This window comes from Pseudomonas sp. PONIH3 (assembly GCF_002934345.1).
GTDB classification, from domain to species: Bacteria; Pseudomonadota; Gammaproteobacteria; order Pseudomonadales; family Pseudomonadaceae; genus Aquipseudomonas; species Aquipseudomonas soli.
Map to the genome: position 1 here is coordinate 5,071,734 of NZ_CP026386.1, position 12,944 is coordinate 5,084,677.

General features: G+C 61.9%; 13 protein-coding genes. All 13 read left to right on the plus strand.

Features of this window, described 5'->3' with window-relative positions; genetic code table 11:
• Positions 1-141 precede the first annotated feature (141 nt).
• The 13 genes from rpsB to lpxA all read left to right on the plus strand — a co-directional run bounded on the left by rpsB (position 142) and on the right by lpxA (position 12,943).
• Entirely contained in the window at positions 142-879 is a 738-nt protein-coding gene (gene rpsB / locus C3F42_RS23515) for a 30S ribosomal protein S2 (RefSeq protein ID WP_023629884.1), read from the plus strand.
• Between the two features lie 187 nt (positions 880-1,066).
• Positions 1,067-1,930 (plus strand): translation elongation factor Ts, encoded by an 864-nt coding sequence (gene tsf, locus C3F42_RS23520; protein ID WP_023629890.1) that lies wholly within the window; start codon positions 1,067-1,069, stop codon positions 1,928-1,930.
• A gap of 178 nt (positions 1,931-2,108) precedes the next feature.
• Positions 2,109-2,852: a UMP kinase gene (pyrH, locus tag C3F42_RS23525; RefSeq protein WP_023629889.1), complete on the plus strand. Its 744-nt coding sequence runs from the start codon at positions 2,109-2,111 to the stop codon at positions 2,850-2,852.
• Positions 2,849-3,406, plus strand: coding sequence for a ribosome recycling factor (gene frr, locus C3F42_RS23530; protein WP_094011636.1), 558 nt, complete (start codon positions 2,849-2,851; stop codon positions 3,404-3,406). Before pyrH ends, frr begins: the two co-directional genes overlap by 4 nt.
• A gap of 16 nt (positions 3,407-3,422) precedes the next feature.
• Positions 3,423-4,178 (plus strand): polyprenyl diphosphate synthase, encoded by a 756-nt coding sequence (gene uppS / locus C3F42_RS23535; RefSeq protein ID WP_046854395.1) that lies wholly within the window; start codon positions 3,423-3,425, stop codon positions 4,176-4,178.
• Positions 4,178-4,993, plus strand: coding sequence for a phosphatidate cytidylyltransferase (locus C3F42_RS23540; protein ID WP_104444982.1), 816 nt, complete (start codon positions 4,178-4,180; stop codon positions 4,991-4,993). The genes uppS and C3F42_RS23540 overlap by 1 nt, the downstream gene beginning before the upstream one ends.
• Positions 4,990-6,180 (plus strand): 1-deoxy-D-xylulose-5-phosphate reductoisomerase, encoded by a 1,191-nt coding sequence (gene ispC, locus C3F42_RS23545; RefSeq protein ID WP_094012425.1) that lies wholly within the window; start codon positions 4,990-4,992, stop codon positions 6,178-6,180. Before C3F42_RS23540 ends, ispC begins: the two co-directional genes overlap by 4 nt.
• 42 nt (positions 6,181-6,222) lie before the next feature.
• Positions 6,223-7,575: an RIP metalloprotease RseP gene (gene rseP / locus C3F42_RS23550; protein ID WP_094012424.1), complete on the plus strand. Its 1,353-nt coding sequence runs from the start codon at positions 6,223-6,225 to the stop codon at positions 7,573-7,575.
• Positions 7,576-7,651: 76 nt separating this feature from the next.
• Positions 7,652-10,012, plus strand: coding sequence for an outer membrane protein assembly factor BamA (bamA, locus tag C3F42_RS23555; RefSeq protein WP_094012423.1), 2,361 nt, complete (start codon positions 7,652-7,654; stop codon positions 10,010-10,012).
• Between the two features lie 44 nt (positions 10,013-10,056).
• Complete coding sequence (locus C3F42_RS23560) at positions 10,057-10,560, plus strand: OmpH family outer membrane protein (protein ID WP_023629834.1); 504 nt, start codon at positions 10,057-10,059, stop codon at positions 10,558-10,560.
• 1 nt (position 10,561) lies between these two features.
• Positions 10,562-11,617, plus strand: a complete 1,056-nt coding sequence (lpxD, locus tag C3F42_RS23565) for a UDP-3-O-(3-hydroxymyristoyl)glucosamine N-acyltransferase (protein ID WP_094012422.1) — start codon at positions 10,562-10,564, stop codon at positions 11,615-11,617.
• Between the two features lie 112 nt (positions 11,618-11,729).
• Entirely contained in the window at positions 11,730-12,170 is a 441-nt protein-coding gene (fabZ, locus tag C3F42_RS23570) for a 3-hydroxyacyl-ACP dehydratase FabZ (protein ID WP_003252314.1), read from the plus strand.
• Complete coding sequence (gene lpxA / locus C3F42_RS23575; protein WP_023629836.1) at positions 12,167-12,943, plus strand: acyl-ACP--UDP-N-acetylglucosamine O-acyltransferase; 777 nt, start codon at positions 12,167-12,169, stop codon at positions 12,941-12,943. The genes fabZ and lpxA overlap by 4 nt, the downstream gene beginning before the upstream one ends.
• Position 12,944: the final 1 nt, after the last annotated feature.

The following is a 12,944-nucleotide window of genomic DNA, read 5'->3' on the forward strand; positions in this document are numbered from 1 at the left end:
GCGCCGCTTTCGGGGGATGTCCTCCGTCAGCTCAAACCCACACACGTGTCGACACGATGGCCTGGGTGCCCGGTTTCCCTGGAAACACGGGTTGGTCATTGGGATACGTGGAGGCCCAACCCGACTTATCAAGGAACTATCATGTCCCAAGTCAACATGCGCGATATGCTGAAGGCCGGTGTGCACTTCGGCCACCAGACCCGTTACTGGAACCCGAAAATGGGCAAGTACATTTTCGGCGCGCGCAACAAGATCCACATCATCAACCTGGAAAAAACCCTGCCGATGTTCAACGAGGCTCTGTCCTTCGTAGAGCGCCTGGCCCAGGGCAAGAACAAGATCATGTTCGTCGGCACCAAGCGTTCCGCCGGCAAGATCGTCGCCGAGCAAGCAGCTCGTTGCGGTTCGCCATACGTTGATCACCGCTGGTTGGGCGGCATGCTGACCAACTACAAGACCATCCGCGCTTCGATCAAGCGTCTGCGTGACCTGGAAACCCAGGCCGAAGATGGTACTTTCACCAAGCTGACCAAGAAAGAAGCTCTGATGCGTTCGCGCGATCTGGAGAAGCTGGACCGCAGCCTGGGTGGTATCAAGGACATGGGCGGTCTGCCTGATGCTCTGTTCGTGATCGACGTCGACCACGAGCGCATTGCCATCACCGAAGCCAACAAGCTGGGCATCCCGGTTATCGGCGTTGTCGATACCAACAGCAGCCCTGAAGGTGTTGACTACATCATCCCAGGTAACGATGACGCCATCCGCGCTATCGAGCTGTACATGACTTCGATGGCCGACGCCGTCATCCGCGGCCGCAACAACGTTGCCGGCGGCACTGAAGTCTATGTTGAAGAAGCGGCTGCACCTGCTGCCGAGTAATTGACGCTTAGCGTCTACTTGGCACGCAAAAAGGGGGCTTTGCCCCCTTTTTGCCACCTTGAAATCCTGCTGTCAGCGAAGGCCCCGCATCATGGGCCGGCTGAGGTATAAAACAGCGGATTTGCAGAATTTAACGCCCGTGACGAACGGGTGGAATGGTTGAAAAACTTTCCAAGAGGATTTTGAAATGGCAGCAATTACTGCAGCGCTGGTCAAAGAACTGCGCGAGCGTACCGGCGAAGGCATGATGGATTGCAAGAAGGCCCTGGAAAAGGCCGGCGGCGACATCGAGAAAGCCATTGACGACATGCGTGCCTCGGGCGCCATCAAGGCCGCCAAGAAGGCTGGCAACGTTGCCGCCGAAGGCGCCATCGCCGTCAAGACCGACGGTAAATCCGCCGTCCTGCTGGAAGTGAACTCGCAGACCGACTTCCTGGCCCTGCAAGACGACTTCAAGAACTTCGTTGCCGAAAGCATCGAACAGGCCTTCGCCGAGAAGCTGACCGACGCCGCTCCGCTGATCGCTTCGCGTGAAGCTGCTCGTGAAGCCCTGGTCGCCAAGTGCGGCGAAAACGTCAACATCCGTCGCCTGGTGCGCGTTGAGGGTGACGTTGTCGGTGCCTACCTGCACGGTAACAAGATCGGTGCAGTTGTTGTCCTGAAAGGCGGTGACGTCGATCTGGCCAAGAACATCGCCATGCACGTTGCCGCTTCGAACCCAGAGTTCCTGGACGCGTCGGAAATCTCCGCCGAGGCCATCGAGCGCGAGAAGAACGTCTTCCTGCAGCTGAACGCCGACAAGATCGCCGGCAAGCCGGAAAACATCGTTGAAAACATGATCAACGGTCGTATCTCCAAGTTCAAGGCCGAAGCCTCGCTGAAAGAGCAAGCCTTCGTGATGGATCCGGAAGTCAAAGTCGGCGCGCTGGCCAAGAAGGCCGGTGCCGAAATCGTTTCCTTCACCTACTTCAAGGTTGGCGAAGGCATCGAGAAGCCGGTTGACGACTTCGCTGCCGAAGTTGCCGCCCAGGTAGCTGCCGCCAAGCAGTAAGACGGACTCGTCTGTCGCCCCAAAGAGGCTGCCCGCTCACGCGCGCAGCCTCTTTGTCAAAGCGGGAGTGGTTTACGAGGCCGCTGCTCGCTGACGCAGTAGCTGCGTCACGCTAGAGTTACGCGCAGGCTGAAAACAGCCAGCCAGATTTTTACAAACGCCGCAGGAGAGATTCGCAATGGCTCAGCAGGGCAGTGGTCATCAGGCTCGCTATAAACGCATTCTACTCAAACTTAGCGGCGAGGCCCTGATGGGCTCGGAAGAGTTCGGGATCGACCCCAAGGTCCTGGATCGCATGGCGCTGGAAGTCGGCCAACTGGTCGGCATCGGCGTCCAGGTCGGCCTGGTGATCGGTGGTGGCAACCTGTTCCGTGGTGCGGCGCTCAGCGCAGCCGGCATGGATCGGGTCACTGGCGACCACATGGGCATGCTGGCCACCGTGATGAACGCACTGGCCATGCGCGACGCGCTGGAGCGGGCGAACATCACCGCGATCGTCATGTCGGCCATCTCCATGGTCGGTGTAACCGATCACTATGATCGCCGCAAGGCCATGCGCCACCTGAACTCGAAAGAAGTCGTGATCTTCGCTGCCGGTACCGGCAACCCGTTCTTCACCACCGACTCCGCCGCTTGCCTGCGCGCCATCGAAATCGATGCCGACGTGGTATTGAAGGCAACCAAAGTCGATGGTGTATACACTGCAGATCCATTCAAGGACCCGCATGCCGAGAAGTTCGATCATCTGTCCTACGATGAAGTGCTGGATCGCAAGCTGGGTGTAATGGACCTGACGGCAATCTGCCTGTGCCGCGATCACAAGATGCCGTTGCGCGTCTTCAACATGAACAAGCCCGGCGCCCTGCTGAACATCGTGCATGGCGGCGCGGAAGGAACTCTGATCGAGGAAGTTCAAAAATGATCAACGAAATCAAGAAAGACGCCCAGGCGCGCATGCAAAAGTCGCTGGAGTCGCTGATCCACGCATTTGGCCAGATCCGCACCGGCAAGGCGCACCCGAGCGTCCTGGGCAGCGTGATGGTGCCTTACTATGGCACCGACACCCCGCTGGCCGGCGTGGCCAGCGTGACCGTGAAAGACAACCAGACCCTGCAAGTGGTGCCTTTCGAGCGCAACATGCTGGGCGCCATCGACAAGGCCATCGGCAGTGCCGGCTTGAACCTCAATCCGACCAATCTGGGCGAGTTGCTGCTGGTCAACATGCCCCCGCTGACCGAGGAAACCCGCAAGGGCTTCACCAAGCAGGCCCGCGCCGCAGCCGAGGATGCCCGAGTTGCCGTGCGCAACATTCGTCGTGACGCCATGAGTGACCTGAAGAAGCTGTCCAAGGACAAGGAAATCAGTGAAGACGAAGAGCGTCGTGCCAGTGCCGAAATCGACAAGCTGATCAAGGATTACGAGGCGAAGATCGCCAAGGCTACCGATGATAAAGAAAAGGACCTGATGGCCATCTAAGGGTCAGGACACCTTCATGGAAAAGACCAAGCAGACTGTGCCCTCCGTGGTGCCGCGTCACGTGGCGATCATCATGGATGGGAATAATCGCTGGGCGAAGAAGCGCTTCATGCCCGGCGTTGCCGGGCATAAAGCGGGTGTCGATGCGGTACGCGCCGTGATCGAAGTGTGCGCCGAGGCCAAGGTCGAGGTGCTCACGCTGTTCGCGTTCTCCAGTGAGAACTGGCAGCGACCGGCGGACGAAGTCAGTGCCCTCATGGACCTGTTCTTCAAGGCGCTGCGCCGCGAGGCCAAGCGCCTGAACGATAACAACATCAGCCTGCGCATTATCGGCGACCGCTCACGCTTCCACCCTGAACTCCAGGCTGCGATGCGCGAGGCCGAGGCTGCGACCGCCGGCAGCAACCGCTTCATCCTGCAGATCGCCGCCAACTACGGTGGCCAGTGGGATATCGCCCAGGCTGCCCAGCGCCTGGCGCGTGAAGTGCAGGCCGGTCATCTGCGCCCGGACGACATCACCCCGGATCTGCTGCAGACCTGCCTGGTCACGGGCGACCTGCCATTGCCCGACCTGTGCATCCGCACCGGTGGCGAGCACCGCATCAGCAATTTCCTCTTGTGGCAGCTGGCCTACGCCGAGCTGTACTTCTCCGACCTCTATTGGCCGGACTTCAAACACGAGGCCATGCGCAATGCGCTGGCCGATTTCGCTTCGCGCCAGCGCCGCTTCGGTAAGACCAGCGAGCAGGTCGAAGCCGGAGCCCGTGCTTAATGCTTAAACAACGCATCATAACCGCCCTGATCCTGCTGCCGATCGCGGTGGGTGGTTTCTTCCTGCTCAATGGTGGGGATTTCGCCCTCTTCATCGGTTTCGTGGTGACGCTCGGCGCCTGGGAATGGGCGCGCCTGGCCGGCCTGGTGGCGCAGCCGCTGCGTATCGCCTACGCCACCGTGGTCGCGGGCGGGCTGATGCTGCTCTACCTGATGCCCGACCTTGCGCCCTGGGTGCTGGGCGCTTCGGTGATCTGGTGGGCGCTGGCCACGTGGTTGGTGCTCACCTATCCGCGCAGCGGCGAGCTGTGGAGTAGTGCCGCCTGTCGCCTGCTGATCGGCCTGCTGGTGTTGCTACCCGCCTGGCAGGGCCTGGTGCTGCTCAAGCACTGGCCGCTGGGCAACTGGCTGATCCTGGCGGTCATGGTGCTGGTCTGGGCGGCTGATATCGGCGCCTATTTCTCCGGCCGTGCCTTCGGCAAGCGCAAGCTGGCGCCACAGGTCAGCCCGGGCAAGAGCTGGGAGGGCGTGTATGGCGGTCTCGCGGTCAGCCTGCTGATCACCTTGGGCGTGGGCATTGCCCGTGACTGGAGTGTCGGTCAGGTGCTGCTGGGCTTGCTGGGCGCCGTGGTGGTGGTGATGTCCTCGGTGGTCGGCGACCTGACCGAGAGCATGTTCAAGCGTCGTGAAGGCATCAAGGACAGCAGCAACCTGTTGCCGGGCCATGGTGGCGTGCTTGATCGCATCGATAGCCTGACTGCGGCGATTCCGATGTTTGCCGTACTGTTGTGGGCGGCTGAGTGGGGTGTGATGTGAGTCGCGTGCAACGCATTACCGTGCTGGGGGCCACCGGCTCCATTGGCTTGAGCACGCTGGACGTCATCGCTCGCCACCCTGACCGTTACCAGGTGTTCGCCTTGAGCGGCTATTCGCGCATCGACGAACTGCTGGCCCTGTGCGAGCGCCATTGCCCGGCCTATGCCGTGGTGCCGAGCGCCGAGGCGGCCGGGCGGCTGCGCGCGGGGCTGGCCAAGGCCGGATGTGCCACCGAGGTGCTGGAAGGTGAGGCCGGACTGTGCCAGGTCGCCTCTGCATCGGAGGTCGATACCGTGATGGCCGCCATCGTCGGCGCTGCCGGCCTGCGTCCGACCCTGGCCGCGGTCGAGGCGGGCAAGAAGGTGCTGTTGGCCAACAAGGAAGCCCTGGTGATGTCCGGGGCCCTGTTCATGCAGGCGGTGCAGCGCAGCGGCGCGGTGCTGCTGCCGATCGATAGCGAACACAACGCGATATTCCAGTGCATGCCCGGTGACTACGCCCGTGGCCTGGGTGCTGTCGGCGTGCGTCGGATCCTGCTGACTGCCTCTGGCGGCCCGTTCCGCGAAACCCCGGCCGAAGCTTTGCTGGATGTCACGCCGGAACAAGCCTGCGCCCATCCGAACTGGTCCATGGGGCGCAAGATTTCGGTCGACTCGGCGAGCATGCTGAACAAAGGCCTGGAACTGATCGAGGCCTGCTGGCTGTTCGACGCCAAGCCTTCGCAGGTTGAAGTGGTTGTGCATCCGCAGAGCGTCATTCACTCGTTGGTGGACTATGTCGATGGCTCGGTGCTTGCCCAGTTAGGCAACCCGGACATGCGCACGCCGATCTCCAATGCCCTGGCCTGGCCGGAGCGCATCGATTCGGGCGTGGCGCCGCTGGACCTGTTCGCCATCGCCCGTCTGGATTTCCAGGCCCCCGACGAACAGCGCTTCCCATGCCTGCGCCTGGCGCGTCAGGCTGCCGAGGCGGGCAACAGTGCGCCGGCGGTGCTCAATGCCGCCAATGAAGTGGCTGTCGAAGCGTTTCTCCAGCGGCGTATCCGCTTCCCGGAGATCGCGGGTATGATCGAACAGGTGCTCGACCAGGAGCCTGTGGTGGCATTGCCCACGCTCGACGCGGTATTCGCCGCCGACCAGCGTGCCCGGGAGCTGTCCCGGGAATGGTTGCGACGCCACGGCCGCTGAAGCCTGCGGCCGGCTCCGCCGAATGTCATCCGGAGATAGGACATGACTGCGCTCTACATGATTGTCGGCACGCTGATTGCGCTCGGCGTGCTGGTCACCTTCCACGAGTTCGGCCACTTCTGGGTGGCGCGGCGCTGCGGGGTCAAGGTCCTGCGTTTCTCGGTGGGCTTCGGCACGCCGTTGCTGCGCTGGCACGATCGCCAGGGCACCGAGTTCGTTGTCGCCGCGATTCCTTTGGGCGGCTACGTCAAGATGCTCGACGAGCGCGAGGGCGAGGTGCCTGCGGCGCTGATCGAGCAATCGTTCAACCGTAAATCGGTACGCCAGCGCATCGCCATCGTGGCGGCCGGCCCGGTCGCCAACTTCCTACTCGCCATCCTGTTCTTCTGGGTGCTGGCCATGCTCGGCTCGCAGCAGGTGCGCCCGGTCATTGGCGCGGTCGAGGCGGGCAGCCTTGCGGCCAGCGCCGGGCTGGGCGTCGGCCAGGAAATCGTTTCCATCGATGGCAAGCCGACCAACGGCTGGTCGGCGGTCAACCTGCAGTTGGTACGTCGCCTTGGCGAGAGCGGCACGCTGCGAGTGGGCGTGCTCGACGAAGGCGCAACGACCGAGCGCCAGCTCGACATTACTCTGAACAATTGGCTTAAAGGCGCCGATGAGCCTGACCCGATCCAGTCACTGGGGCTGCGCCCGTGGCGACCTGCGATGGTTCCGGTGCTGGCGGAGATCGATCCAAAAGGGCCGGCCGCTGCCGCCGGGCTCAAGACCGGTGACAAGCTCCTGGCACTCGACGGTGTGGCGCTGGGCGACTGGCAGCAGGTGGTCGACGCGGTCCGTGCTCGCCCCGAGCGTACGGTGAGCCTGAGCATCGAGCGCGACGGCGCGACGCTCGAAGTACCGGTCACCCTGGCGCGCAAGGGCGAAGGCCAGGCATCCGGTGGTTACCTCGGCGCCGGGGTCAAGGCCGGCGAATGGCCGGCGAAGATGCTCCGCGAGGTCAGTTACGGCCCGCTGGAGGCGGTGGGCGAGGGCTTGTCCCGCACATGGAACATGAGCGTCCTGACCCTCGAATCGCTGAAGAAAATGCTGTTCGGAGAGCTCTCGGTAAAAAACTTGAGCGGACCGATAACCATTGCTAAAGTGGCGGGCGCTTCAGCCCAGTCGGGCGTTGGGGATTTCCTGAATTTCCTGGCCTACCTGAGCATAAGCCTGGGGGTTCTGAACCTGCTGCCCATCCCCGTACTGGATGGGGGGCATTTGCTGTTCTACCTGATCGAGTGGGCGCGCGGTCGTCCACTCTCGGATCGGGTGCAAGGTTGGGGGGTCCAGATCGGTATCAGTTTGGTCGTTGGGGTGATGTTGCTCGCCCTGATCAACGATCTGGGTCGACTATAAAAGCTTCGCTCAATCGCGAAACCTGCCGCTTTCTTTGCGGCGGGTTGTTTATTGCCAGTTGGAATAAAAGGACTTCATGAAACGTCTGCTGCTAACTGCGGTGCTCTCCGCACTGATGATCGCTGAAGTTCACGCCGAGTCCTTCACCATCTCCGATATTCGTGTCAACGGCCTGCAGCGGGTTTCCGCCGGCAGCGTGTTTGGCGCGTTGCCGCTGAACGTCGGTGACCAGGTCGACGACCGCCGTCTGGTGGACTCCACTCGCTCGCTGTTCAAAACCGGCTTTTTCCAGGACATCCAGCTGAACCGCGACGGCAATGTCCTGATCATCAACGTGGTCGAGCGCCCTTCGGTGTCGAGCATCGAGATCGAAGGCAACAAGGCGATCAGCACCGAAGACCTGATGAAGGGGCTCAAGCAGTCGGGCCTGGCCGAGGGCGAGATTTTCCAGCGCGCGACGCTGGAAGGCGTGCGTAACGAGCTGCAGCGCCAGTATGTGGCCCAGGGCCGCTACTCCGCTGAAGTTGACGCCGAGGTCGTGCCGCAACCGCGCAACCGTGTCGGCCTGAAGATCAAGATCAACGAAGGTACCGTGGCCGCGATCCAGCACATCAACGTGGTGGGCAACACGGTCTTCGACGACGAGACCCTCGGCCAGCTGTTCGAACTCAAGACCACCAACTGGCTGTCGTTCTTCAAGAACGACGACAAGTACGCCCGCGAAAAACTGTCCGGTGACCTGGAGCGCCTGCGTTCCTACTACCTGGACCGCGGCTACATCAACATGGACATCGCCTCCACCCAGGTGTCGATCACTCCGGACAAGAAGCACGTCTACATTACCGTCAACATCAATGAAGGCGAGAAGTACACCGTACGCGACGTCAAGCTGTCCGGTGACCTGAAAGTGCCGGAAGACCAGGTCAAGTCGCTGCTGCTGGTGCAGCCTGGCCAGGTGTTCTCGCGCAAGGTGATGACCACCACGTCCGACCTGATCACCCGTCGCCTGGGTAACGAAGGCTATACCTTCGCCAACGTCAACGGCGTGCCGCAACCGAACGACCAGGATCACACCGTCGACATCATGTTCGTCGTCGATCCGGGCAAGCGTGCCTACGTCAACCGCATCAACTACCGCGGCAACACCAAGACCGAAGACGAAGTGCTGCGCCGCGAAATGCGCCAGATGGAAGGCGGCTGGGCGTCGACCTACCTCATCGACCAATCCAAGACCCGCCTCGAGCGCCTGGGCTTCTTCAAGGAAGTCAACGTCGAGACGCCGCCGGTGCCGGGCACCGATGACCAGGTCGACGTCAACTACAGCGTCGAAGAGCAGGCCTCCGGCTCGATCACCGCCAGCGTCGGTTTCGCCCAGAGCGCGGGCCTGATCCTCGGTGGCTCGATCAGCCAGAACAACTTCCTGGGTACCGGTAACAAGGTCTCCATCGGCCTGACCCGCTCCGAATACCAGACCCGCTACAACTTCGGCTACGTCGATCCCTACTTCACCCCCGATGGTGTGAGCCTGGGCTACAACGCCTTCTACCGCAGCACCGACTACGACGACCTCGACGTCGACGTGGCCAGCTATGCGGTGGACAGTTTGGGTGCCGGTGTCAGCCTCGGCTACCCGATCAGCGAGACCTCGCGCCTGACTTACGGCCTGACCGTGCAGCAGGACAAGTTGAAGACCGGCCGCTACACCGTCGATGAGATCTTCAAGTTCATCCAGGACGAAGGCGACAACTTCCTCAACTTCAAGGCTTCGATCGGCTGGTCCGAGTCGACCCTGAACAAGGGCGTGCTTGCCACCCGTGGTCACTCGCAGAGCCTGACCCTCGAGACCACCGTGCCGGGCAGCGACCTGTCGTTCTACAAGCTCGACTACCGTGGCCAGCTGTTCAAGCCGATCAACAATGACTACACCCTGCGCCTGCACACCGAGCTGGGCTACGGTGACGGCTATGGTTCGACCAATGGTCTGCCGTTCTACGAGAACTACTACGCGGGCGGCTTCAACTCCGTGCGTGGCTTCAAGGACAGCACCCTGGGCCCACGCAGTACGCCGAGCCGTGGCGCGGCCGTGACCGGCAACCAGGGCACCATCGCCGACCCGGACCAGGATCCGCTGCCGTTCGGTGGTAACGTCCTCGTTCAGGGTGGTGTGGAGCTGCTGTTCCCGCTGCCGTTCGTCAAGGACCAGCGTTCGCTGCGCACCTCCGTGTTCTGGGACGTGGGTAACGTGTTCGACACCAACTGCGGTTCCAAGCCGGATTGCACCAAGGTCGGTTTCTCGGACATGGCCAGCTCCGTCGGTCTGGGCGTAACCTGGATCACCGCGCTGGGCCCGCTGAGCTTCAGCCTGGCGATGCCGATCAAGAAACCGGACGACGCCGACACGCAAGTGTTCCAATTCTCTCTGGGCCAGACCTTCTGAGGTCGGCCCTTGCATAACGACAACGGATTATCCAGGAGTGCATCGTGCGTAAGTTGACTCAACTGGCCCTCGTGGCCGCGGCGCTGGTCGCCACCCCGGCTTTCGCCGAAATGAAAGTTGCCGTGCTGAACTATCAGATGGCCCTGCTGGAATCCGATGCGGCCAAGAAGTACGCCGTTGACGCGGAGAAGAAATTCGGCCCGCAACTGACCAAGCTCAAGGGCCTGGAAAGCAGCGCCAAGGGCATCCAGGACCGTCTGATCAAGGGCGGCGACAAGATGCCTCAGCCAGAGCGCGAGCGCCTCGAGCTCGAGTTCAAGCAAAAGGCCCGCGACTTCCAGTTCCAGTCCAAGGAACTCAACGAAGCCAAGGCCGTGGCCGATCGCGACATGCTCAAGCAGCTCAAGCCCAAGCTTGATGGCGCTGTCGAGGAAGTGATCAAGAAGGGCGGCTTCGACCTGGTGCTCGAGCGTGGCGCGGTCATCGATGTCAAACCTCAGTACGACATCACCCGCCAGGTCATCGAGCGCATGAACCAAGCCCGTTGATATGACCGTGACCATGACACTCGGCCAGCTGGCCGAAGCCCTCGGGGCCGAGCTCAAAGGCCCCGAGGCGCTGGAAATTACCGGGTTGGCCACCTTGCAGGAGGCCGTTTCCGGGCAGCTGAGTTTCCTGGCCAACAAGCAGTACCGCAAGTTCCTGGACGACTCCACGGCCAGCGCGGTACTGCTCAAGGCCGAGGACGCCGAAGGTTTCGCCGGCAACGCCTTGATCGTCGCCGACCCGTACCTAGCTTACGCGCGCATCTCGCACCTGTTCGATCCGAAGCCCAAGGCTGTGGCGGGAATCCATCCCAGCGCCGTGGTTGCCGAGGATGCCCAGGTGGATGCCAGCGCCAGCATTGGTCCGTTTGCGGTGATCGAAAGTGGTGCGCACATTGGCGCCAACGTGACGGTCGGCGCGCACTGTTTCATCGGTGCCCGTTGCCTCATCGGCGAGGGTGGCTGGTTGGCACCCCGTGTCACGCTGTATCACGATGTGACCATTGGCAAGCGTGTGGTCATCCAGTCCGGGGCGGTGATCGGTGGTGAGGGCTTCGGCTTTGCCAACGAAAAGGGCGTCTGGCGCAAGATCGCACAGATTGGCGGCGTCACCCTGGGCGACGATGTCGAGATCGGCGTGAACACCGCGGTGGACCGCGGCGCCCTGTCGGATACGCGCATCGGTGATGGCGTCAAGCTCGATAACCAGATCCAGATCGCCCATAACGTGCAGGTCGGTGACCACACGGCGATGGCGGCCTGCGTCGGTATCTCGGGCAGTACCCGCATCGGCAAGCACTGCATGATTGCCGGTGGTGTTGGGATGGTCGGTCACATCGACGTCTGCGACAATGTTTTCGTCTCCGGCATGACCATGGTGACCCGTTCTATTACCGAACCGGGTGGCTACTCTTCCGGAACGGCCATGCAACCTTTGGCTGAATGGCGCAAGAGCGCCGCTCGCATTCGCCAGCTGGACGAGATGTCCAAGCGTCTCCAGCAGCTGGAAAAGCGTGTCGACACCGTGACCTCAGGTGGCCAGCCGACATCAGAAGGCTGATACCATTTACTGAGCGAGCGTTACCGTCGCTAGCTGGCTCCTCTTTGGATCTGCAAAAGGAGCGTGTGGTCAGCACCTGCGCTCCCTATTCTTATACAGGCTTCCCCCCGAAATGATGGACATCAACGAGATTCGCGAATACCTGCCTCACCGTTACCCGTTCCTGCTGGTGGACCGGGTGACGGACCTGGACTTCGAGGCCCAAAGCATTCGTGCCTACAAGAATGTCAGCATCAACGAGCCGTTCTTCAATGGCCACTTCCCGGCACATCCGATCATGCCGGGCGTGCTGATCATCGAGGCGATGGCCCAGGCGGCCGGAATTCTCGGATTCAAGATGCTCGACGCCAAACCGGCTGACGGCACGCTTTACTACTTTGTCGGCTCCGACAAGCTGCGTTTCCGCCAGCCAGTGCTGCCGGGCGACCAGCTGGTCCTGGAAGCCAAGTTCCTCAGCCGCAAGAGCATGATCTGGAAGTTCGAATGTCGTGCCCTGGTGGACGGCAAGCCAGTTTGCTCGGCCGAGATCACCTGCGCGGAACGCTCCCTATGAGTTCGATTGACCCACGGGCGATCATCGATCCTTCGGCCAGGCTGGCCGAGGGTGTCGAGGTTGGCCCCTGGTCGATCGTAGGCCCCGATGTCGAAATCGGGGAGGGCACCATCATTGGCCCGCACGTCGTGCTCAAAGGGCCGACCCGTATCGGCAAGCACAACCGCATCTACCAGTTCTCCTCGATCGGTGAAGACACCCCTGACCTGAAGTACAAGGGTGAGCCGACGCGCCTGGTAATCGGTGACCACAACGTGATCCGCGAGGGTGTCACCATCCATCGCGGCACCGTGCAGGACCGTTCCGAAACGACGCTGGGCGATCACAACCTGATCATGGCCTATGCCCACATCGGCCATGACAGCGTCATCGGCAACCACTGCATCCTGGTCAACAACACCGCGTTGGCCGGGCACGTGCACGTGGGCGACTGGGCGATCCTGTCGGGCTACACGCTGGTGCACCAGTACTGCCATATCGGCGCTCATGCCTTTTCCGGCATGGGTACCGCGATCGGCAAGGACGTGCCGGCCTACGTGACGGTGTTCGGCAGCCCGGCCGAGGCGCGCAGCATGAACTTCGAAGGCTTGCGCCGTCGCGGTTTCAGCGACGAGGTGCTGCATGCACTGCGTCGCGCCTACAAGATAGTCTATCGCCAGGGCCTGACCGTCGAAGAGGCGCTCAAGGAGCTGGACGAGCTGGTGAGCCAGTTCCCGGAAGTCGACCTGTTCCGTCATTCGATCGCCAACTCCGCCCGCGGCATCACGCGCTGAC